Source organism: Nonomuraea corallina, assembly GCF_027620315.1.
Classification (GTDB): domain Bacteria; phylum Actinomycetota; class Actinomycetes; order Streptosporangiales; family Streptosporangiaceae; genus Nonomuraea; species Nonomuraea corallina.
In genome coordinates, this window is record NZ_JAPNNL010000087.1 from 1 (window position 1) to 22,386 (window position 22,386).

The following is a 22,386-nucleotide window of genomic DNA, read 5'->3' on the forward strand; positions in this document are numbered from 1 at the left end:
GCCGCCGCCTTGATTGCTACGAGCGTAATTCGGCAGATCAGGCTGTAGGACCGTTGTCCATTTCACCGGTTCAGGCGATGGCGATCCAGCAGACCAGGTGGACGTCGTCTTCGGTTATCGGTGGCAGGGGATCGGGGGCAGGTTGGCGGACCAGGCCAAGCCGGTCGGCGAGGTCTGCCACATGATCCACCCGTTGCCTGGGTGTGCCGGGATGCGCCAAACCTTCTCGTACGTCGCGCAGAATTCGGGGGCTGTAGGGTGCCTGGAGACGGTCGACCAGTTCGTCTTGGCGTTCTCCAAGATGGGCGCCGTGCTGACGCACCAGATCGGCGGCATCGCGCATCACCTTTGGGATAGACGGCTGCAGGTGGGCCGGATCCGTGTTGTAGGTCCAGGCCTCGTGGATGTGCCGCTTTGCGTGCGCCCAGGCCATAAACGCCGCCTGATACAGAGCATCTCTAAGGTCTGCGGGTGTGGCGGGATCGCCTGGGTCGGCTGCGGCTAGGCAAGCGAGCGTGTCGTCGACGACGACGGTACGGCCCTGCTCGTCGTGAGTGACGTTCAAGTCCTCCGTTAGTGGGACGTAGCGGAACCAAGGCCGGGGGTGGTCGCCGATGCGGGCGCAGAAGACCAGCCCGGGTTGAGCCCGTCCGACCCGTGTGAATCCCGTGCCGCTTCCCCAGGGCAGGCGCAGTATGGCATTGCGCACCTGTGGGTTGTTGAGTTGGGCCTGTAGTCGGCGCCGGTACTCCTCACCTGACAGGGCCGAGGCACCACCGGTCTCGAAGAGGGTTGCCTCCTCGCGGCGGAGCCGTTCGATCTCCTCGCGGGCTTCCGTGAGGTTGACGTCTCGGCCGGCGAACCCGGGCAGGACCTCCCCCACACCGGTAGCGGCGGAAGCCTGCTTGAGCTTGCGCTGTAGGCGCTCTTCCAAGCGTAGGAACCGTTCAAGCTGCTGGTCAGGGAAGAAGCAGCGCAGGAACACTTCTCGGTGGTCGGAGCCGATACGGTCGATGCGACCATGCCGTTGAACCAGCCGCATCGGGTTCCACGGCAGGTCGTAGTTGACGATGTGGCGGGCCTGCTGCAGGTTGACACCCTCGGCCAGCACGTCGGTTGCGATGATCAGGTCGTACAGATCCTCCTCACCTCCGCCGCCTGCCGTACGAGGAGCGAACCCGGCGATGACCTGCGAGCGGTCGTTGCGGTCAGGACCGGCGGCGGTGGCCACTCGGCCTCGGTAGACGGTTAGGCGGTGGTCGGATTCGATCGCAGTGAGCAGCCGGGCGTGCAGGTGCTCGACGGTGTCGGCGTAGTAGGAGAAGACAAGTACCTTGCGCTTGTCGCGCGTCTGCTGGTCGGTGATGCCTTCGGCGGCCGCTTCGGCGGCGATCTGGGCAAGCTCCTCGACGAGAGCGTCAACCTTGGGGTCTGGCCCGGCCTGCTGGTCCTCGACCTCCTTGTGGAAGGACTGCAGCAGCGCCAGGTCTGCCTCGACGGCGTCGCGCAACGCGGCTACGTCGAATTCGGCGGCGTTCTTCACCGATTCCGCATTACCGCCGGCTGCGTGTTGGTCGTAAGAGGCGACGAAGTTGTCGATATCGTCGCTGTCGGAAGCCGCCCACTCGCGCAGCGCATCCCCGGTTAGCACCACTCCTTGATCGAGGGCGGACAGGAATGCCTCATGACCGGCGACCATCTTCTGCAGAGTGCGCTGGAAGGCATAGGCGGACGACTCGAACCGCTTGAGCAGCGCCGAGCGCAGCAGGCCGGCGTTCTGCTGCTCGTACTGCTCCTCGCGACCGCCGCGCCGAAACCGGGACGGCACATAGCGCGCCAAGGTGAGCACCTCGCCGGGGGCGTCGAGGATGACCGCATCCGCCGAGTCGTCGAGGTGGTCGACATGGGCGCCGAGCGCGGTGGCCAACCGATCGAACAGCCCCGGCAGGGCCTCGTCCAGGTTGTAGTCCACCCGCCGGACCCGCGGTGTTGGGAAGGTGATCTCCCGCTCCACACCGTTTATAACCACACGGTCGCCAACATAGTGATTGCGAACGAACCGGCGGGTGCGGCGCACCGCCACCTTGTCTAGCACGTCGAACAGGTGCTCCGGCGACAGGTCGTCAGGGTTCATCGCCATCGCCCGGTCGAAGTACTTCTTCAGCGAGGGCACCCCTGATCCGGCGAAGGCCGCATCATTGGTGACAAAGTAGGAGATCAGGTTGTACAGGTCGTAAAGGCTGTTGTTGACCGGGGTCGCGGTCAGCAGCACCAGCCGTTTGGGGGTGCTGCCGGTCAGAAGCGTGCGCAACGCATCAGCCCGTTTGGTGGAGGCGTTGCGCAGTGCGTGCGCCTCGTCCACCACAACTAAGGCGTACTCGTCAGGGTTTTGCAGGGCCGCGCCTAGTTGCCCGGCATTGGGCAAGCCGTTAGCGAGCTCCTCGTAGGAGACCCGGTCGGCATGCAAGTTTTTTTCACGTAGGAACGGCGTCCAAGTGGAGTCGCGCAACGTCGCAGGTGCGACGATGAGCGCCTTCTGCCGGTTTGTGATGACTGCCTCGTAAAGAATCTCTCCCGCGATGAACGTTTTGCCCAGGCCGACCTCGTCGGCAATGATAACGCCGTTGAGTCGGTCAATGATCCGCTGTGCCCTCCACACGCCGTCGGACTGGAACGCCGTTAGGTTCAGACGGGAACGGCCCCGGGCCGCCTGCTCCTGTTCAACTTCGGAGCCGTACAGCTCGTGCAGCATCCGCAGAAAGATCTCCCATGGCAGGTGCGGTTGCCAGCGCGATTCATAGAGCGTGGCCAGGTCGAACGGTTTGGCGGCCTGCCACATCTCCTCGAACCAACTGCGTACAGCGCCCACCGTCTCCGGCTGGTACTGGCCGAGATTGAGCTCCTTGTTCCGGGCCAGCCCCGCATAAGTGAAGTTGCTAGACCCGGCGATCACACCAGGGATCCCGCCGTCTACGATGAACGCCTTGCCGTGGAGGAACCCGGCCTCATAGCGCCGCACCTCGACCTGGCCCGAACGCAGCCAGCCGACCAGACGGCGGGCTGCGGCGTCGGCCTCGAACGTGAACCCCAGCAGGTCGCGGTCTTCCTCCAGACGGCGCAGGTGACCCTCCAGCGCCCGCCGGACCTGCTCACGCTCACCGCGTCGGCCTAGCCCGGTGTCCAGCGGTCGAACTCTGGGCCGGTTCTCGTCCGGATTGGCGCCCAGCAGCAGCCGCACTGGCCCGGTTTTCTCCAGCTCATCAGCCAACAGCACGAACCCGCCGGGGTTGAAGTAAGCGGAGGCAATCGCGACTGACGGTGCCTCCGACAGTTTGGTCCGCATCCCTTCCAACAGCATGTTGATCTCATTGGCGACCGTCCGCCCATGTTCGGCATGGTTGGTGGCGAACGTGGGCCGGAAGTCACCGGAGGGAGTGACGGACACCGAACCTTCTCCTGTCTTGGCCATTACGCGGACGCGGCCACCTGTTCGCGGAATGGGGAATGGGACTACCGATCAGCGCTTGGTTTTGGCTGGCACATGAGCGACATCCAGCTCTCTCCGAAGGTCCATGGGGAGTCCGGTCTCGTTAAAGTCCGCTGCGATCAGCTCAAGGTCTTGCTGATCGAGTCCGTAACCGTCTAGCGCTAGATGTTCTAACCGTGCGCGGAGCTTGATTTCCGGATCGGTTTTGGTGTTGCCGACGGTAATGCCGCCAGCTAAACGGGTATATCCATGACGAGCGAGTAGGCAACTCGTGATCTCGGCAGCCTCGGCGATTTGTTCCTGAGACCAGTCTGGAAGAGGAATTTGGTTGATCACTGGAGCTGTTACATGCCGGTCGACGAAACGGCGCGCCCACCAGTCAACACATAAAGTGTTTAACAGGCCGAGGAGGGCGAGCCTTTGAGTGCTGTTTGATTCCGCATCATGCATGGCGGCGGATATGTAGCCTTTATTGTGTAGTAGCCCTGCCTCGGGAAGGGCTGTCGCGATCATGGTGCGAGAATTGTCTACGGTGCTCGGGCGGCGAAATATGATCATTGGATGCCGCTCCGTTAGAACCGTTTCCCCTTTTTTCCTACCGATGCCGCGATTCTTGAGGCAAAGGGCGTCCAGATCTCTGACGAACTGCTTGAATTTTACGCTGATGTCAAAGTGAAACTGATCGACATGTGCTGTCATCAGTATCTTCCAAGAATGTGCTTCTTTCTCGCGCACTGCGAGAGAACGGTCGGGGCCACTGCCCGTGAAGTCCCATCGAGCATCATGTGAAGCCATGATCCAACCTTCTCCTGAAGCCAATCGAGGCTTGTGTCGCATAGTCTCAAAGAGTTGTCGGTCGTTAGGAGTGGCGAACCATGGGATGACGTGGCTGTCGGAGAATGACGCTACCTCCCCCTGTGTTAGGACGATAGCGTTCTCATCTGTAGCGGCAGTGACGTCGCTTGGACTGTTGGCAATCCAAATACGTGTTACGGGTGCTTGGGTTGGCGAAGCGCTTAGGAATACCACTGCGATGCGAGACTCGACGTCCTCGAAGATCCACTCAGAGTGATTCCTGCCTTGTATGATACGGAGATCATATTTTGCAGTGAGTTCCCTGCGTAGTCTTTTCCATCCGGCCAGAACCATACTTTGTCGGGGTAGAACTAACCCTAGGTAGCCGGATATTCTTTTCAGCTTCAGTGCGCGTTCTAGCATCAGCTGTGCGAACTCTAGATGCGTATCACCCCGGAGCGCGTATGATGCTTTGAAAAGCTGCTGGAGAACTTCCCGATGGGCCATCTCCTCCTGCTCTCGAATGGCCTCCATCGGATGCATCTTACGGAGTTCTGTGATCTTCGCTTTCCGCGCTTCGTCTTTCAGCGCGACTACTCCAGGGAAAATCCCAGCCCAGAATGGAGCCGCTTCCCACCGCACCTTGTCCCACGGTGGATTGCCTAGAATTACATCAAACCCGGGGGTGGATCGTACGAAGACCTCGGGGAACCGGTAGGGGAGGTGGGTCACTCCGAACCTTTCCAGCTCCTGGCGGATCGTTTTGGCTCGATCGTCGTCACCTGCAACCGAAGTGATGGCGTCATCGGCGTCGACGGGAAGCGGCAGGAGTCCCAGCCGCACAGCCACGGCCGCGTCGAGAATATGTTTCGCATCGGCAGCGTCGACTAGCGCTAGGCGGTAGGCGTCTGCGGCGTCCTGCACCTCCGCCTTCTTGGCCTCGTCCGTTCGTGCCACTCGTTTGAGTCGTTCACTGGCGACCTGAAGCGCCTCCTCAATCTTGTCGGCGTACAGTGACATCTGCCCAATCGACGACTTCGGCTCTAAGACTTCAAGAGCTTCTGAGAGAGTGCCGATGCCCGTGAGGCTGTTGCCGACGATCAGCCCGTGATCGAGGGAGGACATCGGTAGGCCTGGCACAAAAGTGTGGATCCAGATGGCCAGGCGGGCCAGCTCAACCGCCATGAGGTTGAGGTCCAGGCCATAAATGCAGCGACGTGCGATCTGGCGGCGCAGCAGTGAGGAGGTCTCGATTTCCACCTCGGTGGCCCGTGGGCCGAGGGCCTCTTGGGCGGCCTGTGACAGTCGGATGAGCTCGTCACCGACAGCAGCGATAGGGTGTTCACCGAGAAACGCGGTGAACCGGGCCTCGATTCGGTCGATCGCTGCGACCAGGAAATGAGCCGAGCCCATCGCCAGGTCCGCGACGCGGAAATCGAAAAACAGTTCGGCTGCCGCGGCTTCGTCCCCAGCCTCCAGCAGAGCCCGGACCCGGTCCAGGTGCTCGTCGAGCGCCGGCTCCAGCGCAGTGGTCAACAGGTGCTCGACCGCGAAGGACTTGGTGAAGTACGACCCGGTGGACTTGCGCTTGCCGGACCGGTTGTGGAAGTAGATCGCCCCGGCCGGTACCTCGATCAGGTCGCTGTCCTTGGCCGGGACGAAATTCCCGTCCTTGTCCACGGTGAGCGGGGTAGGCGCGATCGACAGCGACGATTCCAGCAGACCTTCATACAGGGTGCCGAACTCGCGGACGCTCAGCGACCGGAAGTCCACCGGACCCTGCGTGCCGTCGGGGCCGGTGTCGACCAGGAGGGCGTGCAGCGCGGGCCCGAACTCCGCGTCGGTCAGCCGCATGCCCGCCAACGCGGCACCTGACGGGCTGGTCTGCGGATCATGAGAGAACAGGCCGCCGTTGTAAGGCGGAATGTCCCAGCCGGCATTGCCGCCGTCGATGGCATTCCATACCGCCTGCATGCCGTCCCATAGGGAGGTGGCGAAATCGTCGAACGCTTGGCCCGGGTCGTCGGCGAAGTCCTTGGCCAGCGTCTTGATCGCGTGCCGGTCGTAGCGCGGGTTGCGTCCGTACGGCAACAGCGCTCGGTCCTCGGCGTAGGCCACGAACAGCAGCCGGAACAGGATGATGAGCGTGCGGTGGTAGGCCTCCTGGAGGTTGGCCTCGGTGGTGGCCCTCATCTGCCGGGCCACCGCCACGGCCAGATTGGGGACCACGTCGCGGTAGACCCGCTCGCGGAGTCGGCCGCCCAGCTCGGCGGCGAAGCGCGTCGAGTCGATAAGGATCCGGCTGACGGTGCCTTCGGGAGCGAGCGCCTGGGGTGAGAACAGCAGGTGTAGGTAGGCGGCGTTGTCGTCCGAGAGCAGCGCCAGGTCCAGCTCGGTGAACGTCTCCCCCTGGCTCTTACGCCCGACGCCGATTGTGGGCTGGACTGGGTGCAAGCGGATCTGGCTGCCACGCAGCACGATCACCCATGGCAGGTTCTCCCGAGCGGCCACAGAGATTGCGTGCGAGACCGGGGAGACCGCGCCGAACCGGGAGGACGGCCTGTCGAAGGCCTCCCCGTCCTCCAGCAGCACCGCGATGGATCGGGAGGTCCCCTGGTGAGTGAGGAGCATCGCCACCGAACCGCGAGAGGCCGTGCCGTACCCGAGCGCCTGGATCAGTGCGAGCCCGCGCAGCCTGAGCAGTGGTCTGGCAGCCGCGCCCGCCGCGGCCCAGTCGGGTCGGAGTGGGACGCCGTTGCGGAGTTCGTGGGTTGCGAACAACCCCTTGTTCAGCAGGCCGGGGGCGGATTCCTCCTTACGCAGGGCGGTGAGCAGACGCGCGAGGGTGCGCTGAGCCACGTGCTGGTTCGGCTCAGCCAGAGCGGAGATGCAGATCCGGCCGACCTGGTCGGTGTCCAGGTCCACGATCGGGTCGTCGAGGATCCCGCAGGTCGCTGCCTTCACCGCTCCGGCCGTGCTGTACAAGACGACGAGCAGGACCGGGGAGGGGCGGTTGTTGTGCCGCAGCTTCCACAGACGGCGCAGTTCATCGGTCTTGGGAGCACCGGACTCGCTGTAGGCGATAGCCACCTCTACGGGCGCGTCGCCGTTGCCGAGTAGAACCCGATCAGTGATCAGTGCGGCCGGAGCATCGGCTGGAGCGGTCCACGGCAGGTCCCGGGCCTCGACGTCCTCCAGAAACCGCTCCGCCACATCTGCGATCACGTCCGCGACCCTTCGCCCAAGGATTTGCCGTCGGCTTATTCCTGCTAGGGGCGCATTTTACGGACAGTCGCTCCTTTCCTTGCAAGTGTTACATGTCGGTACGTGCATGATTGTTTCGCTCATTTCCTATTAGAAGGAAATAATGAAGACAAACATCTATATTTGGGATTAATCGGACGACGTTCCAATGATGTGGAGGGACTTTTCTAGGTGGGATGCTCCCGAAGTGCGCATACATGTGTACTTCGGGACCAGATGTGTCAGCGCTTCCGTGATGCTGTGGGGAGCAACGCCCGTAAGCGTGAGCCGGTCAGGTTGTTGCGATGGCGTCTAAGTTCCCGTGTACCTCGGCGATGTCGGGCGGTAGCTTCGCTGTGTGGCTACCAATGAAGAGCGGTCGCGGTGGGTCGTGCATGGTGAGCGGCTGATTTATGACAATCGGTGGATCCGCCTCGGCCTGGTGGACGTCGAGATCCCGGATGGGGAGCGCTTCGAGCATCACGCGGTGCATCTGGACCGGGCCGCTATCGCCGTGGTGGTCGACGAGCAACAGCGGGTGCTGATGATGTGGCGGCATCGCTTCCTGTTCGACCGGTGGGGCTGGGAGCTGCCGGGCGGCCTGGTCGACGCTGGCGAGGACCCGATGGAGACGGCGGCCCGGGAGGTGGAGGAGGAGACCGGGTACCGGGTCAAGGAGATCGAGCACCTGGTGACCTATCAGCCGATGGCCGGCATGGTCGACTCCGAGCACAACCTGTACCTCGCCCGCGGTGCCGAGCTGGTGAAGGAACCCAGCGGGGAGATCGAGGCGGACCTGATCGAGTGGGTCCCGATGAAGGAGATCCCGGACATGATCGCCCGGGGGGACATCTGGACCTCGGGAACGCTGGTGGGTCTGTATGCGGCTCGGGATCGGCTCAACGGAGAGCGCGGGTAAGGCGCCGGCTGAGTTCGTCGATGCGCTTGCGCTGCCGGCGTGAGCCGGTCATGGTCGCCAGGTGCTTCGCGCGCTGGATGTGGGGTTGGGCGGCCTCCGGGTCGCCCAAGGCGAGCAGCGCATGTCCCAGGTCGCAGCGAAGGGCGGCCTCGGCGCGGTTGTAGGTGCCGTCCATGCCGGCCAGCGCTGACCGTAGGTCCTCGATGGTGCCGGGGTCGCCGAAGCGGACGAGGCAGTTGCCGCGCCACCGGGCGAGGTGGTGAATGTCGAGCGACAGGTAGGGCGTGTCCGGGTCGCTGTGTCCGCTCGGGAGGAGAGCGGCGGCCTGGTCGAGCGCGGCCCGGCAGGTCGCCTCGTCGCCCAGGATCGCGGCGGCTTCGGCCTCGGCCGCCGCCAGCCACGAACGCAGCCGAGCGGGGATGCGGTCGCGATAGACGGCCTGCACGTACTGGAGGACCTCGGTTGCCTGGGCGGGCTGTCCCAGGTCCATGAGGACGTATGCCTGTTCGGCGGAGACGTGGGCAATGACGGCCGGGTCATCGGCTTCGCGGGCGGCGGCTTTGGCGTTCTCGTAGTGGTTCCAGGCGTCGTTGAGGGCGCCGGTGTTGATGGCCTGCCATCCGGCGAGTGATTCGGTCTGGGCGAGGACGTGGGCGAGTTGTGCGCGTATGCCGGGCCGTACGGCATGACGCTGTGCGCGTTCTATTTGGGTGATTTGCGCGCGCATTTTGTCGGCGATGGCGGCGCTGCCGAGTCGGCGGTCCAGTAGGCGCAGATTGTTGGTGTCGGTGTTGAGGATCATCACCATCGTGGGGTCGATGGCGGCGGCGGCCTCGATGCGGGTGGCGAGTTCCTCGGTTTGCTCCTGGTGCTCGTCGCCGTGGTCGCCAGTGGGCGAGGCGATGTCGAGCGGGGCCAGGCCGAGCAGCATGCGGGCGTGGTCGGGCAGCGCTAGGCCGGCGGCGATGCGCTCGTAGACTTCAAGGTCGCTGACCTGGCGCTGGCCGCGCATGTGCTGGCTGATGCGGCCCTGGGCGATGCCGGTGGCGGCGCTGAGGCGGACCTGGCTAGCCCCGGCGTACTTGACAGCGAGGTTGAACAACCCCGCCATGTCGCGCTTCTTCAGGATTTCGCGGCTTTCATCGCGCTCCCACACCCATGCGGGCATCTGGATCGGCTCGAAAGCGTTCCCGTGCATTCCGGCCTCCGGTCGTTTCCCCAGGCTGGTGGTGCATGGCTCCTGCTGAGAACTCTATATCTCACAGTGATATATCCAGAGGGAATAGGACTGATTTTCTCTGCGGTCCATTCTTTCCGGCATGACCACACCAGTTAAGTGCACCGCGTGCGACGGGCGCGGCTGGAAGATCGTCACTCGACGCGGGCAGGTTGCCGCCGTGGCGCTCGGCATGGAGACCTCGTCGCGGGAGGACTGCCTGTACTGCGACGGCGGCCAGGTGCTCGTGGAGATGTTCGAGTGGGAAGTCTTCGTCACCGCTGACGGGACCGACGAACTCGGGCCGTGCGGCACCAGCGCCGGACAGGCCACCTCCATGGACGAACTGCGGAAGGCGCTGCGCCGGATGGACCCGGCCCGGCGGCCGTGGGGGAGGATCACGCACCGGGTCTACGACTTCGGCACCGTGCCGGACGACTGGTCCCGCCGGATCATCTTCCGCGCGACGCTCGATGCGGCCGGGCAGGTCCGCTTCGAACGGACCGACCGGTGAGCAACAGGACCCCGGCATGGGGTGGGCCGTGCCCATCTCCGCATCTCCCGCCCCTGATGGAGGGCGCCAAGCCGCTCGACTGGCACGAGCCGGGGCGGTTCGCCTGGTCGCGGGTGCTGGCCTGGACCTGCCACGAGCACCGCAACACCTGGTACGAGCTGTGCGCGGCGGGCGGGCTGGCCTACATCCGCCGGTTCAAGGGGGACGAGGTGAAGCCGAAGGTCGCGCACACCCATGCCTGGCGGGAGGCCGAGGCGCGGGCGGTGTGGCTGGCGCTGCTGTCCGGGCGGGCTCAATAGCCTTCCCGCTGGTGGCTGAGGTCCTGACAGGCATTCGCTTAGCCGCTACTGTGCTTATGCAGACAAGTGGAAAAGTGATTGGGCGCTTAACATGAGCATGGACTTCGCCCCGCCGAAGTACGCCCAGGTGATGACGGCGATTCAGCAGCGTATCCGGGACGGGGAGTATGCGCCCGGCGACATGCTGCCCTCGGAGACGCAACTCGTCCGGGAGTTCGGCGTCGGCCGCACCACGGTTGTGCGGGCGCTTCAGACCCTTGCCATGCAAGGCTGGATCGAACGGGAGCACGGCCGGGGCTCGTTCGTGAAGGGCCGCCCGGAAAGCCCGACCGAGCGGGTACGGCCCGGCCTGTCGACGGCCGAGCATCCCGAGAGGGCCGAGAACATCGTCAGCGTGAGCAGGGTGCCGGCCCCCCGGCACGTCGCCAAGCTGATGGGCGTCGACGAGCGAACCCCCGTGATCGCCCGTCAGCGCGTCATGCGGCAGGGCGACCGGGTGTCGGCGGCGGAAACGCTGTGGTTCCCCTTGGAGATCGCTCTCGGCACCGACCTGGACAAGCCCGATCCGCTGCGGCATGGGGTCCGTCAACATCTTCAAGCGGTCAAGCATCTGCGGATCGACCACGTCACTGAACGCCTGACCGCACGGAAGCCGACCAAGGAGGAAGCCGAACTCCTCGGCTCCTCGTCGCCGGTGCTGGGCGTGCTGGCGACCGTGCATGACCCGGCGGGGAGCGTGCTCCTGGTGCTGAGTGTGGCCCTGCCTGGTGACCTGCATGAGCTTGAGGATGTCTATCAGGTGAGCTAAGTCTTACCCCGCTCGTCTGGCTCGGTTACTTGTGCGGACGAGTGGGCAAGACTTACAGTAGAACTCAATCGGACAAGTGGACGAGCGCATGAGCTGCTCGTCCTGAGCGAAGGAATCACGCACATGGCCATCCAAGGACCCATCCCGATCGCCTTCGAGCACGTCTTCCCGCACGGCTGCTACCTCGTGGGGGAGGTGGAACAGGTCAAGGACTTCACCGCCTCGACCGGCGGACGCACCGTGTTCGCCAAGGACAAGACCACCGGGGAACTGGTCTGGCAGGTCGCCGTCATGGACGCTGACCCGGCTGCCAAGCTCGCCCAGAAGACGGTCGCGGTGAAGATCATCGCTCCGGTGCAGCCGGTCCCGCCGACGCCTGCGCCCGGCCTGCCCATCACGCCGGTCGAGTTCGAGCAGATGACGGTCACGCCGTACGTTCACCAGACCACCGGACGCCTGGCCTACTCCCTGCGAGCGAGGGCGATGCGGGCTCCCCGCTCCGTCGCCCAGGGCAAGCAGACGGGTGCTGGTAAGGAGGTGGCGGCCTGATGCTCCGCGACCCCTACACCTACGTCACGCTCTCGCTCAGCCCCGGCAACCCGGCCAACGTCGGCATCTCGTTCTACTCGCCCGAGCTGCGGGCCGGGGCCTCGGTGCTGGACTCCGGGCGGCCCTACTTCGCCATCACCAGCCCGAGCGTGGACGTGACCGTCTCGACCACCGCGGCCGGGCCGGTCACCCCCAGGGATGTCGAGATCGCCCGACAGATCGTCCAGGCCGCCTCGCGCTACCTCGCCGACTGCGAGCGCTTGGTCGACCAGCAGCCGGCCGACTCCGATCAGCTCGCCCTACCGAGGGTCGACGGCTCGGCGGCCTGACATGCAAGCGGGGCCGCTGGAAGCGGGAACTTCCGGCGGCCCCTCGGATCTCCCACGCACGCCAATGCTTGAGAGGACTCCAGCCTAATGCTGAGAAGACTGCCCGGAGACGAGGCACGTAACCTCGTCTCCACCACTCCGGACACGGCCGTCGTCTTCCGCCCGGCCGTCATGCAAACCCCCGCCATCGTCACCATCGTGATCTGGCTGGCCCGCCTGCTGCGCGGGCTGATCCGGATGCTCTGGCGGCACCCGATCGCCTGCACCGCCGCCGTGGCCCCCGCCGTCGTCACGCTGACCTACGGCTGGCGCGTCGCCCTGGTCATGACCGGCTTCCTTCCCTCGGTGGGCCTGTCGTGGGTGCTGCTGGAGCGGGACTCGTTCCTGCGCGTGGTCGGCTGGCCGCTGCTGGCCTGGTGGCGCCTGGTCTGGGTCTACCGGCGGCACTGGCAACCCGTGATGATCGTCTCCGGTCTCGGCCGTCACCTGCGCGGCCGGGACTACCTGCCCCGCCTGGTCAAGGTGCGGTGTACCTCGTGGGCCGACCTGGTGACCGTGAAGATGCTGGGCGGGCAGGCGGTCAAGGACTGGACCGACCGGGCCGACCACCTCGCCCACGGCTTCGGCGCTCGAAGTTGCCGGGTGGCGATCGCGCGAGCTGGTCTGCTCGTGCTGACCCTGCCCCGGCATGACCCCCTCGCCGAGTCGTTGCCGGCCGTCCCCATCCCCGAGGAGCCTTCGGTGGGGCCGGTCGAGATCGGCCGGTGCGAGGACGGCACGCCGTACCGGCTCAAGGTCCACGGCACGCATGTGCTGATCGCGGGCGCCACCGGGGCCGGTAAAGGCTCCTACCTGTGGAGCGCCATCCGCGGCCTGCTTCCCGCGATGCGGGCGGGCCTGGTGCAGGTGTGGGCGCTCGACCCCAAGCGGATGGAGCTGTCCTTCGGCCGGGCACTGTTCGGCCTCCGCTACGCCGCCACCCCCGCCGAATGCGCCGACCTGCTGGAGGCCGCCGTCTCGGTCATGCAGGAGCGGGCCGACCGATTCGGCGGCAACCAGCGCTCCCACACCCCCACCATGGCGGACCCCTTCGTCCTGGTCGTCGTCGACGAGGTCGCCTTCCTGACCGCCTACCAGTCCGACAAGCACCTACGCGAGCGGACCAAAGCGGCCCTCGCCACGCTCACCACCCAGGGCCGCGCGGTCGGGGTCGGCGTCATGGCCGCACTGCAGGACCCCCGCAAGGAGGTTATGAACATCCGCAACCTGTTCCCCGACAAGATCGCGCTCCGGCTCGACGAGAGCGAACAGGTGGACATGGTCCTCGGCGACGGCGCACGCGACCGTGGAGCCCTCGCCGACCACATCTCACCGGTTCCCGAACTCGGCGCGGGCATCGGCTACGTCCGGCTCGAAACCTCACCCGACCCGATCCGCGTGCGCGCGGCCTACGTCTCCGACGAGGACATCCGCGCCATGGTCGCCACCTTCTCGACCAGTAGGGCGGGGGCGCATGCCCGTGGTTGAAATCTCCCACCTTCTCGACGAGCTCACCTGCGCGGCCTGCGGCACCCGCAACGCGCTGTGGCTCTACCCCATCCGGGGCGTCATCGAGTGCCGCGAGTGCGGCGAGAAGGCAACCGTGATCGCCGAGCCCTCCGGCGGTGACCAATGACAGCCACCAACGACAGGGCCACACCTCGCGCCGTGCGGATGGCGATGCCACTCGCCCGGGACGTCGTCGAGGAGATCGCCAAGCAGTACGGCGTGTGCATCCGGCCGGTGCCGCTGCGGCGGCAGGACATCCTCACCGGCCAAACCGACGTGATCGATGTGCCGTGCGGGGCGACCCTGGAGAGCAAGTGCCCGCCGTGCGCCAAGCGCAACCGGCAGCTCCGGCGGGCGCAGTGCCGGGAAGGCTGGCACCTCGACCACGAGCCGGTCAACCTGCCCGACAACGCCGACGACTACCAGCGCCACCTCGTCGAGCTGCGGGCCGACGCCCAAGCCTGGCGGGACGAGGTGGAAAAGGCCGGCGGCGACACCACCGACCTGGACGCCGCGATCGTGGAGCTGGACGAGGAGATCAACGCTGCGGGCATGCGCGGCAACGTCCTCGGCCGCACCTCCGGCAAGCGCACGAGGTCAACGAAGCGGCGGCAGGACGCCCCGGACCTGCCCAAGCGGCAGATGACCAAGACCACGCTCGGGCGGACCTTCACCGGCTCGGACGGCAAGACCTACCGGCCCTCGATGTTCGTCACGCTCACCCTGCCCTCCTACGGGCGGGTGTTCGAGGGTGCGCCCCTCGACCCGGACCGGTACGACTACACGCGGGCGGCCCGCGACGCCCTGCACTTCTCCAAGCTCGTGGACCGCTTCGTGCAGAACCTCCGTCGTGTGGCGGGCTATGACGTGCAGTACTTCGCCACCGTCGAGCCTCAGAAGCGGCTCGCTCCGCATCTGCACATGGCGATCCGCGGCACCCTGCCCCGTGCTGAGCTGCGGCAGATCATCGCGGCCACGTATCACCAGGTGTGGTGGCCATCGTCGGATGTCGTGCGTTTCGAGGGTGAGCACCTGCCGGTCTGGGAGGACGGGGCCGGCTACCTCGACCCGACCACGGGGGAAGTGCTGCCGACCTGGGAGCAGGCTCTAGACCGGCTCGATGCCGACGAGGACGCCGAACCCCTGCACGTGCTCCGGTTCGGCGATCAGCTCGACATTCAGAGCGTGCTCGCCGGGACCTCGGACGCCGACCAGCTCATCCAGTACCTGTCGAAGTACCTGACCAAGTCCCTCGGGGACGCCCTCGGCACCGACGACCCTCGTCGGAAGGCTCATGCCGAACGGCTGCTGGAGGCGTTGCGGTTTGAGCCGTGCTCGCCGGCCTGCCCGAACTGGCTGCGGTACGGCATCCAGCCGAAGGGCGCCAAGCCCGGCATGGCCCCGGGCCGGTGCAGAGGCAAGGCGCACAAGCCCGATCACCTCGGCTACGCGGGGCGGCGCGTCCTGGTTTCAAGGAAGTGGTCTAACAAGACCCTGACCGAGCACAAGCAGGACCGCCGCACCTGGGTCCTGGAAGCCCTCGGCCTGCCAGACGAGCCGGTCGACCCCCACCGCTACATCTGGCGGCCGGTCAAACCCGGTGATCCCGACCTGGCCCCGATCGGTGTGCGGCTCCTGCGCTCGGTGCACGAGCGCCAGCGCTGGCGCAACCACCTCGACCGGCTCCAAGCCGAGGCAGACGGCCAAGATTCTTCGGCAACTGAAGGGAGGGCGGCGTGAAGAAGGACGACAAGCTGATGACGGTCCCCGAGATCCTCGACGAACTCGGCGTGTCCGCCCGGACCTTCTATCGCTGGCGGGAGGTCGGTAAGGCCCCCGAGGGCTTCAAGCTCCCGAACGGTGAGATCCGCATCTACCGGAGCGAGTTCGCCACCTGGCTTGAGTCGCTGCGGGAGGTGGCGTGACCTCCTCGTACAAGGTCAAGTTCTGGGAGATTCGCACCAACACCCGCGCCCAGGGGGAGGGCAAGAAGCGCCGCATTGTCTCCCACACTGTGCGTTGGACCGTCGGCCCGAGCGAGAAGTCTGTGACTTTCAAGACCAAGGGCCTCGCCGAGAGCTTCCTCTCGGACCTACGGCAGGCGGCTAAGAAGGGGGAGTCCTTCGACCTGGAGAGCGGCCTCCCGGCCTCGATGATGAAGGCGAAGGATGTGCGCACCTGGTACGCCTTCGCGGTCGACTACGTCCACGCCTGGTGGCCGCACGCGGCGGCCAAATCCCGCGAGGGCATGACGGACGCGCTGACGAGCGTCACGCTCGTGCTCACCAAGGAGCATCCCGGCCGTCCTGACGACGAGGTCCTTCGCCGAGCCCTGCGGCACTTCGCGTTCCTGCCGGTGGAGCGTCGCCCGGCTCCCACGCAGGAGGTCACGGCGGCCATGCGTTGGTTGGAAGCGGCCTCGCTTCCCCTGACCGCCTTAGAGGACGCGAAGCACGCACGAGCGGCCCTGGAAGCCCTGGCGCTGCTCCTCGACGGTAAGGCGGCGGCCACCTCGACGTACCGGCGCAAGCGGGCCGTGTTCCATCACGCCTTGGAGTACGCGGTTGAGCGGGAAGAGCTTTCGGCAAATCCGCTCCATCGGGTGAAGCTGCGCAGGGCCAAGCCGGGCGGGGAGGTCGATCGGCGCTCGGTCGTCAACCCTCGTCAGGCGCGGCAACTGCTGACGGCCGTTACCTACGTCGGCCGGACGCGCGGGCCGATGATGATGGCGATGTTCGCGGCCATGTACTTCGGCGGCCTGCGTCCAGGTGAGGCCGCCGGCCTCCGGGAGAAGGACTGCCACCTGCCCGAAAAGGGCTGGGGACTGCTCACCCTGGCCAAGACCCGGCCGGAGAGCAGCAAGCGCTACACCGACTCGGGGGAGACCCACGACGAGCGCGGCCTGAAGCATCGGGAGAAGAAAGAGACGCGGCCGGTTCCCATCCCGCCGGAGCTGGTGGCGATCCTGCGCGATCACATCAAGACGCACGGCGTCGCCGAGGACGGGCGCCTGTTTCGGACCGCGAGCGGCAAGGCGTTCTCCGGCTCGACAGTCTCGAAGGTCTGGAAGGAGGCGAGGGGCTACGCGTTCCCTCCGGAGGTGGTCGCCTCGCCCCTGGCGGCTCGGCCGTACGACCTGCGGCATGCGGCCGTGTCGTTGTGGCTCAACGCGGGGGTCCACGCACCGGAAGCCGCGGAGCGGGCCGGGCACGGCGTCGACGTGATGCTCAGGGTCTACGCCAAGTGCATCGAGGGGCAACGCGAGATGGCCAACCGCAGGATCTTGGAAGCGCTCGCCGTGTGAGGTGCCCAAAGCAAATGGCAGGACCCCGGGAGATGCCTCGGGGTCCTTCTAGCGTGCGGGCACGGTACCGCTCAGCTGAGCATGTCCTCCGCAAGCTGGGCCAAGTTGTCCAGGCTGAGTTTGTCGGAGCCACCAAGTACTCTCGACTTCAACCAAGGGGAGGGGCTATGAGTACGGCGAGTAGGTTCGACAAATTCCTGCAGAACATCAAGGCGACACCACTCCAGCAGACCGCCGCGATAACGAGCGCGAATGCCATCGCCAGGAAGCTGCAGGGGTACTACTTCGGCACCCCGTACTCCGATGCCTCAAGAATGATCATAGGCTCGTACGGCAAGGGGACCGCCGTGCGCCCGCCCCGGGACATTGACGTGCTCTTCTTCATGCCGCCTGCTGTCTACCACCGCTTCAACGCTTACAGTTTCAACGGACAGTCGGCCCTCTTGCAGGAGGTCAAGGGTCTGTTCCGGCAGCGCTTCCCCAACACCAGGGAAATTGGGGGCGACGGGCAGGTGGTCGTCATTGATTTCTCTACAGGTCACAAGGTCGAGGTCCTGCCTGCCTGGCGGGCGGAGGGCGGAGGACTTCTGGTACCCGACACCCACGATGGCGGTACTTGGCGGCAGGTGGACCATGACGCGGAGATCAAGTTCGTGGAGGATTCTGACGCTCGGAGTCGGGGCAACACACGTAACCTCATCATGATGATGAAGGTTTGGCAGACGCAGTGCTCGGTACCCATCAAGTCCTTGGTTCTAGAGTTCCGAAGCGTGAATTTCCTGTCCAGGTGGAAGTACGCCAAGGAGTCCAGCCACTACTACGACTGGATGGTCCGGGACTTCTTCGGCGAGTTGATCGGCAAGGCGAACGCCTGGCACACCATCCCTGGGACCAACGAGAAGAAGCACTACGGTGACGCCTGGTTGAGCAAGGCTCAGAGCGCCTATGCAAGGGCCGCCAAGGCGTGTGAGTACGAGCGGGATGGCAAAGATGCTGATGCCGCCGTCGAATGGCGCAAGATCTTCGGGAACCAGTATGAGTTCCAGCACTGAATTCTCCCAGGCGGCGAACATCCAGGCGATCCGGGAGAGCTTTGGCCGGGTCGTCTACTCCCATAAGACTCATGAGAAGGCCCGCGAGATCGAGTCCGCCAGAGCTGAGCGGGCGAAATGGATCAATATCGTCCTGGTCACGTTGACGTCGGGAACACTGTTGACGTCGGTAATCACGGATCAGCGAACCCTCCTTTACGTCAGCAGTGTCGTTTCCGCGGCGGCGTTCGCTTTTACGATCTTTCAGCTGAGCTTCAACCCTGAGAAGACCGCCGAACAGCATCGTGCTGTGGCCAAGGAGCTTTGGTACGTCCGTGAGAAGTACATCCACCTGCTTACGGATATACAGACCGACCCGCGGTCGGTAGATATCCCGCGCCGCAGGGACGAATTGCTTGAGGAGCTTAAGTACATCTACCGCCTCGCTCCCGACACCTCCAGTAAGGCGTACCGGGCTGCTCAGAGGGCCCTGCAGATCAATGAGGACATGACCTTCAGCAATGAGGAGCTCAACCGGTTCCTTCCTGATGCGCTACGGCTTGATTGAGCCTGCATGAGGATCGGTGTCGATGGGATCGACGAGCGGCTTATCGTCCTGAGGCTGGGCCGGGGATCCTGATGATCGCGTCGTCGCGGAGCGCCTGGGAGCCGAGCTGGCTGGCGGCATGCCGGCCTCGGACGGAGTCAGGGTTGCGGTAGCGCGCTCCGAAACCGCTGGCCCCACCTGGGGAAACGAGGCCGTGAGCATTCCGCGTATGTTCCGCGAGCAGTGGCATATGGCTGCTTCCGGCGGCTGTCGGCTGCATGTCCGGACAAGCGTGATCGACCATGAAACCGCAGGTGAGACCGCGGATGGCTGGTCGTACGTGGTAGGGCGGGTGGGACTTGAACCCACGACCCACGGATTATGAGTCCGATGCTCTGACCGGCTGAGCTACCGCCCCTGGGATTCAGTTGTGCGCATCGACAAGGCTAAGGCATGGTGAGCGCCCCCGCCCCAGTCTGATGCCTCGCACATCATTCCACGTCGGGACCCGTTCGTGGAGATGGGGACGATCATTCTTCCCAGGGCGGACGTGATCGGGCAGGCCGGTCCTGGCTGATCCACGAGACGACGGTGGACGACCGCCGGGCAGGCGGGCGGGACGCCGCTGGTGGAGCTGCTCGGAGCTCCGTTCCAGCGACGTCCCGGGTGAGATTCAGGGCCGGTTGAAGCCCAGGGTGTACGAGCCGGAGCCGCTGTAGGCGTGCACGCGGTAGCGGTAGTAGCCGGCGCTGCCGTTGTAGCTGACGGTTTCGTCGGCGCCGGGCGTGATGCCCTGGGCGACGGTGCTCCAGGAGAGGCCGTTCCACCGCTGGAGGTAGAGGTCGAAGTCGGTGCCGTCAGGGGCGTCCAGGCAGCCGGCGTGGGTGCCCGACGTCGTGGTCTGGTAGTACGAGCCGTTCGGCTGGTAGGCGCTCTGGCCGGAGGACAGGGAGCCGGTGTGGGTGGACTGGTAGTTCTGGCAGCTGGTGGGCGGGTCGGGGTCGCCGCCGCCGTCGCTGGTCACCAGGGTCAGGCCGCCCACGGAGATGATCTCGCCGATGGGCTGGAAGTACGTGGTGCCGCCGACGCTGCAGTTGCCGGAGCCGCCGGAGGTCATGCCCTGGGCCTGGTCGCCGGAGATGAAGGAGCCGCCGGAGTCGCCGGGCTCGGCGCAGGCCGAGGTGCGGGTGAGGCCGGAGACGGTGCCCTGCGGGTAGTTCACGGTGCTGTTGAGCGCCTGGACGGTGCCGCAGCGCCACTGGGTGGTGGAGCCGGAGCGGCACACGGCGCCGCCGGGCTGGGTGACGGTCGCGCCGCGCACCGGCAGGATGCCGGCCGAGTAGCCGTTGACCACGCCGGCGGCGGTCCAGTCGGCGTTCGTGGCGACCCAGGCGTAGTCGTTGCCGGGGAACGAGGAGATCTGGAAGGTGCCCTGCGCCGCGCGGTTGTAGCCGGTGGTGGAAGCGCCGGTGGAGCCGCAGTGGCCGGCGGTGGTGAAGCCGAGCTGGGTGCCGCGCCGGGCGGCGAACCCGACGGAGCAGCGCGAGGACGAGATGTAGTAGGCGTCGCCGCCGCGGATCTCGTAGAAGGGCTTCGGCCGGTCGGCCGACGCGGCGACCTTGACGGCTCCGGCGTCCACGCCGGCGCTCTTCGCCCAGGACAGGGCGGCGTCCTGGTCGGCGGCCTGGACGACGACCGCGTTGTCGGCGGGGGAGACCGACCAGCTGTGCACGGTGTCCGGCGGCGCCGTCTTGTCCAGGCCCTCCTTCACGGCGGTGAGCTGGGCGAGGGTACGGGACACGATGCGGGGTTCGGCGCCCGCCTTCTTGATCGCGGCGGTGTCGGCCTGGTTCACGCTGGCGGCGACCAGCTTGCTCTCCGCGCCTTCGAACCAGGTTCCGGCGTAGCGGTCGCCGAGCTGCTTGGCCAGGCCGGGCGCGGCCTGGTTGCCGCGGGCCTCGTTGGACATCCTCGCGACGGCCTGCTTCTCGCTGATGCCGAGGTCGCGTTCGAGGGCGTCGATCACGCCCTTCGGGGGTTCCGCCGTGGCGGCCTGGATGACCTGGGCGGTCGTGGCGGTCGTGGCGGCCTTGTCGGTCGGGGTGGTGGCGGTGGCGACGGCCGGGGTGGCCGTCATGACTAACGCGCCGATCGCGATGGCGATCGTGGCCGGAGTCCGGAGCATGGGTTGTCTCCTCGCTGTGGCTGGGGGGTGCCGTCACCGTATGTGGATGGCCCGAGGCCGAGGAGTACCGGTTCGGCCCTACCACGGTGTTATGGCGTGGTGCCGAACCCGGGGTTGCGTGCCAGCCAGTCGTGGTAGATGGGGCTGCGCCGTACCGCCTCCCGGTGCGCCTGTTTGGCCTGGAGCAGCACCCACGCGGCGTCGGGTGCGGCGGTGTGGCGGCCGAGGAGCTGGCGCCAGCGCAGCGGCGCGTTCTTCAGCGGCACCACCACCATGCCGGCCGCTGGCTGGTGGGTGGCCTGGCAGAGCACCACCGCGCGGCCGACGGCGGCCAGGTGCACGCAGGTGGCCACGTCGGTCTCGTAGATGGTGCCGGGCGTGAAGCCGGCCCGCGCGCACGCCATGGCGAAGCAGTCGGTGAAACAGCCGTCGCCGGGGGTGACGGCCCACTGCGCGGCGGCCAGGTCGGCCAGTTCCACCTCCTTCTCCACGGCGAGCGGGTGGTGCTCGGAGAGCAGGGTGAAGACCGGGTCGATGCTGATCGTCTCCCAGGTCAGCGTGCCGGCGGGGGTGCCGTTGTCGCCGCAGGCGCCGGTCAGCACGTAGTCGAGGCGGCCCAGTTCGACCATGGTGGTCAGCTCGTGCGCCGACCAGCTGGTGTAGGTGGTGACCTGGCGTTCGGCGGCCAGGCGGTGCACGAGGCCGCCGAGTACCGGGCCGTTGGTGGCGCCGATCCGGTAGCCGGCGGAGGGGGCGTGCGCGAACCGTACCGCCTCCTCCTGCAGTTCCTTGGCGGCGGGCAGGAGTACCCGGGCGCGGGCGAGCACCAGTTCGCCCAGCCGGGTGGGGCGGGCTCCGTGCCGGTCGCGCTCGAAGAGCGCGCCGCCGAGCATCCGCTCGATGCGCTTGAGCTGGGCGGTGAGGGCGGGCTGGGCCAACCCGAGCATGGAAGCGGCCTTGCTGACACTTCCGGCGTCCGCGACAGCGCGGACGATCTTGAGGTGCCTGAGCTCGAGGTCCATAACGGGACGGTAAGGCGGTCTAATCTCCCAAACAATGCCTATGTGTCAGGAATTATGACAGATATTGTCGAGCGCGTTCTGGGGTAGGGGCAGGCCCATGACGATGATGGGAATCGATCCGGCCCAGCTGAGCGACGAAGACCTGCTCCGTGAGCTGCGGCAACTGCACACCACCCGAACCGACGCCTTCCTGCACGGCTCCGACGACGCGCTGGCCCGCCACACCTCGCGGACCAACCAGCTGGAGTCCGAATACCTGCGCCGCTACCCGGAGCGCGAGGTGGACCCGAACCGGCTGCGCGAGGGGGCGAGGGAACGCTGATGGAACCGGAACACGACGTGCAGGCACTGTCCGACGCCGACGTCCACGTGTACGAGGCCGTCGCCGGCGGGGCCGGCGAGCACGGCTCGGTCGGCCTGGACGCCCTGGTGCACAGCACCGGGCTGCCCGCCGAGGAGGTACGGGAGAGCCTCGAACGCCTGATCGGCCAGAGGTACGTGCGGCCCACCGACCAGGGGTTCGGGCTCGGTCAGCACACCTTCGGCGTCTGGCGCTGATCCTGCGGCGGGACGGTCCGGCTTCTGACGCG

20 protein-coding genes and 1 tRNA gene are annotated in these 22,386 nt (G+C 66.2%); 15 read left to right on the forward strand and 6 right to left on the reverse strand.

The window, feature by feature from the left end:
* Window positions 1-70 precede the first annotated feature (70 nt).
* Window positions 71-3,445 carry a helicase-related protein gene (locus OUY22_RS21160; protein ID WP_270156806.1) on the reverse strand — a complete coding sequence of 1,125 codons (3,375 nt, stop codon included), beginning with the start codon at window positions 3,443-3,445 and terminating at the stop codon, window positions 71-73.
* A gap of 72 nt (window positions 3,446-3,517) precedes the next feature.
* Window positions 3,518-7,507 (reverse strand): Eco57I restriction-modification methylase domain-containing protein, encoded by a 3,990-nt coding sequence (locus tag OUY22_RS21165; protein WP_270156807.1) that lies wholly within the window; start codon window positions 7,505-7,507, stop codon window positions 3,518-3,520.
* 376 nt (window positions 7,508-7,883) lie between these two features.
* Here OUY22_RS21165 and OUY22_RS21170 point away from each other — a divergent pair, with 376 nt between their 5' ends.
* The gene (locus OUY22_RS21170; RefSeq protein ID WP_270156808.1) at window positions 7,884-8,444 is read left to right on the forward strand and encodes an NUDIX hydrolase; all 561 of its coding nucleotides are present in this window, start codon (window positions 7,884-7,886) and stop codon (window positions 8,442-8,444) included.
* On the opposite strand, the gene OUY22_RS21175 is transcribed toward OUY22_RS21170, so the two are convergent.
* On the reverse strand, window positions 8,425-9,642 hold the full coding sequence (locus tag OUY22_RS21175) for an XRE family transcriptional regulator (RefSeq protein ID WP_270156809.1): 1,218 nt from the start codon (window positions 9,640-9,642) through the stop codon (window positions 8,425-8,427). The genes OUY22_RS21170 and OUY22_RS21175 overlap by 20 nt on opposite strands.
* Window positions 9,643-9,763: 121 nt before the next feature.
* Here OUY22_RS21175 and OUY22_RS21180 point away from each other — a divergent pair, with 121 nt between their 5' ends.
* From OUY22_RS21180 to OUY22_RS21235, 12 genes are all read left to right on the forward strand, one after another.
* Window positions 9,764-10,174, forward strand: a complete 411-nt coding sequence (locus OUY22_RS21180; protein ID WP_270156810.1) for a hypothetical protein — start codon at window positions 9,764-9,766, stop codon at window positions 10,172-10,174.
* Window positions 10,175-10,230: 56 nt separating this feature from the next.
* Window positions 10,231-10,473, forward strand: coding sequence for a hypothetical protein (locus tag OUY22_RS21185; RefSeq protein ID WP_270156811.1), 243 nt, complete (start codon window positions 10,231-10,233; stop codon window positions 10,471-10,473).
* A gap of 91 nt (window positions 10,474-10,564) precedes the next feature.
* Entirely contained in the window at window positions 10,565-11,281 is a 717-nt protein-coding gene (locus OUY22_RS21190; protein ID WP_270156812.1) for a GntR family transcriptional regulator, read from the forward strand.
* Window positions 11,282-11,404: 123 nt separating this feature from the next.
* Window positions 11,405-11,830: a plasmid replication, integration and excision activator gene (locus OUY22_RS21195; RefSeq protein ID WP_270156813.1), complete on the forward strand. Its 426-nt coding sequence runs from the start codon at window positions 11,405-11,407 to the stop codon at window positions 11,828-11,830.
* Window positions 11,830-12,159: a 4a-hydroxytetrahydrobiopterin dehydratase family protein gene (locus OUY22_RS21200; protein WP_270156814.1), complete on the forward strand. Its 330-nt coding sequence runs from the start codon at window positions 11,830-11,832 to the stop codon at window positions 12,157-12,159. Before OUY22_RS21195 ends, OUY22_RS21200 begins: the two co-directional genes overlap by 1 nt.
* Before the next feature lie 87 nt (window positions 12,160-12,246).
* Window positions 12,247-13,686, forward strand: a complete 1,440-nt coding sequence (locus tag OUY22_RS21205) for an FtsK/SpoIIIE domain-containing protein (protein ID WP_270156815.1) — start codon at window positions 12,247-12,249, stop codon at window positions 13,684-13,686.
* Window positions 13,673-13,834 carry a hypothetical protein gene (locus tag OUY22_RS21210; RefSeq protein WP_270156816.1) on the forward strand — a complete coding sequence of 54 codons (162 nt, stop codon included), beginning with the start codon at window positions 13,673-13,675 and terminating at the stop codon, window positions 13,832-13,834. Before OUY22_RS21205 ends, OUY22_RS21210 begins: the two co-directional genes overlap by 14 nt.
* Window positions 13,831-15,447, forward strand: a complete 1,617-nt coding sequence (locus OUY22_RS21215) for a replication initiator (RefSeq protein ID WP_333486760.1) — start codon at window positions 13,831-13,833, stop codon at window positions 15,445-15,447. Before OUY22_RS21210 ends, OUY22_RS21215 begins: the two co-directional genes overlap by 4 nt.
* Entirely contained in the window at window positions 15,444-15,632 is a 189-nt protein-coding gene (locus OUY22_RS21220; protein ID WP_270156818.1) for a helix-turn-helix transcriptional regulator, read from the forward strand. Before OUY22_RS21215 ends, OUY22_RS21220 begins: the two co-directional genes overlap by 4 nt.
* Window positions 15,629-17,011 (forward strand): tyrosine-type recombinase/integrase, encoded by a 1,383-nt coding sequence (locus OUY22_RS21225; RefSeq protein ID WP_270156819.1) that lies wholly within the window; start codon window positions 15,629-15,631, stop codon window positions 17,009-17,011. Before OUY22_RS21220 ends, OUY22_RS21225 begins: the two co-directional genes overlap by 4 nt.
* Before the next feature lie 167 nt (window positions 17,012-17,178).
* Entirely contained in the window at window positions 17,179-18,063 is an 885-nt protein-coding gene (locus OUY22_RS21230; protein ID WP_270156820.1) for an SMODS domain-containing nucleotidyltransferase, read from the forward strand.
* Window positions 18,047-18,610 (forward strand): SLATT domain-containing protein, encoded by a 564-nt coding sequence (locus OUY22_RS21235; RefSeq protein WP_270156821.1) that lies wholly within the window; start codon window positions 18,047-18,049, stop codon window positions 18,608-18,610. Before OUY22_RS21230 ends, OUY22_RS21235 begins: the two co-directional genes overlap by 17 nt.
* Before the next feature lie 320 nt (window positions 18,611-18,930).
* On the opposite strand, the gene OUY22_RS21240 is transcribed toward OUY22_RS21235, so the two are convergent.
* The 3 genes from OUY22_RS21240 to OUY22_RS21250 form a co-directional block, all read right to left on the reverse strand.
* Window positions 18,931-19,007: transfer RNA gene (locus tag OUY22_RS21240), tRNA-Ile, on the reverse strand.
* A 255-nt stretch (window positions 19,008-19,262) separates the two neighbouring features.
* On the reverse strand, window positions 19,263-20,774 hold the full coding sequence (locus OUY22_RS21245; protein WP_270156822.1) for a S1 family peptidase: 1,512 nt from the start codon (window positions 20,772-20,774) through the stop codon (window positions 19,263-19,265).
* Between the two features lie 89 nt (window positions 20,775-20,863).
* Window positions 20,864-21,796, reverse strand: coding sequence for a LysR family transcriptional regulator (locus OUY22_RS21250; RefSeq protein WP_270156823.1), 933 nt, complete (start codon window positions 21,794-21,796; stop codon window positions 20,864-20,866).
* A gap of 97 nt (window positions 21,797-21,893) precedes the next feature.
* Between OUY22_RS21250 and OUY22_RS21255 the strand changes: the two genes are divergently transcribed.
* A complete protein-coding gene (locus OUY22_RS21255; RefSeq protein WP_270156824.1) occupies window positions 21,894-22,118 on the forward strand; it encodes a DUF6158 family protein in 225 nt (74 codons plus the stop codon).
* Window positions 22,118-22,354: a hypothetical protein gene (locus tag OUY22_RS21260; RefSeq protein WP_270156825.1), complete on the forward strand. Its 237-nt coding sequence runs from the start codon at window positions 22,118-22,120 to the stop codon at window positions 22,352-22,354. Before OUY22_RS21255 ends, OUY22_RS21260 begins: the two co-directional genes overlap by 1 nt.
* Window positions 22,355-22,386: the final 32 nt, after the last annotated feature.

Coding starts and splice junctions, on each gene's coding strand:
- OUY22_RS21235 (WP_270156821.1), top strand. CDS start 18,047: ATGAGTTCCAGCACTGAATTCTCCCAGGCGGCGAACATCCAGGCGATC.
- OUY22_RS21245 (WP_270156822.1), bottom strand. CDS start 20,774: ATGCTCCGGACTCCGGCCACGATCGCCATCGCGATCGGCGCGTTAGTC.
- OUY22_RS21230 (WP_270156820.1), top strand. CDS start 17,179: ATGAGTACGGCGAGTAGGTTCGACAAATTCCTGCAGAACATCAAGGCG.
- OUY22_RS21175 (WP_270156809.1), bottom strand. CDS start 9,642: ATGCACGGGAACGCTTTCGAGCCGATCCAGATGCCCGCATGGGTGTGG.
- OUY22_RS21200 (WP_270156814.1), top strand. CDS start 11,830: ATGCTCCGCGACCCCTACACCTACGTCACGCTCTCGCTCAGCCCCGGC.
- OUY22_RS21255 (WP_270156824.1), top strand. CDS start 21,894: ATGACGATGATGGGAATCGATCCGGCCCAGCTGAGCGACGAAGACCTG.
- OUY22_RS21185 (WP_270156811.1), top strand. CDS start 10,231: ATGGAGGGCGCCAAGCCGCTCGACTGGCACGAGCCGGGGCGGTTCGCC.
- OUY22_RS21250 (WP_270156823.1), bottom strand. CDS start 21,796: ATGGACCTCGAGCTCAGGCACCTCAAGATCGTCCGCGCTGTCGCGGAC.
- OUY22_RS21210 (WP_270156816.1), top strand. CDS start 13,673: ATGCCCGTGGTTGAAATCTCCCACCTTCTCGACGAGCTCACCTGCGCG.
- OUY22_RS21205 (WP_270156815.1), top strand. CDS start 12,247: ATGCTGAGAAGACTGCCCGGAGACGAGGCACGTAACCTCGTCTCCACC.
- OUY22_RS21180 (WP_270156810.1), top strand. CDS start 9,764: ATGACCACACCAGTTAAGTGCACCGCGTGCGACGGGCGCGGCTGGAAG.
- OUY22_RS21260 (WP_270156825.1), top strand. CDS start 22,118: ATGGAACCGGAACACGACGTGCAGGCACTGTCCGACGCCGACGTCCAC.
- OUY22_RS21215 (WP_333486760.1), top strand. CDS start 13,831: ATGACAGCCACCAACGACAGGGCCACACCTCGCGCCGTGCGGATGGCG.
- OUY22_RS21190 (WP_270156812.1), top strand. CDS start 10,565: ATGAGCATGGACTTCGCCCCGCCGAAGTACGCCCAGGTGATGACGGCG.
- OUY22_RS21195 (WP_270156813.1), top strand. CDS start 11,405: ATGGCCATCCAAGGACCCATCCCGATCGCCTTCGAGCACGTCTTCCCG.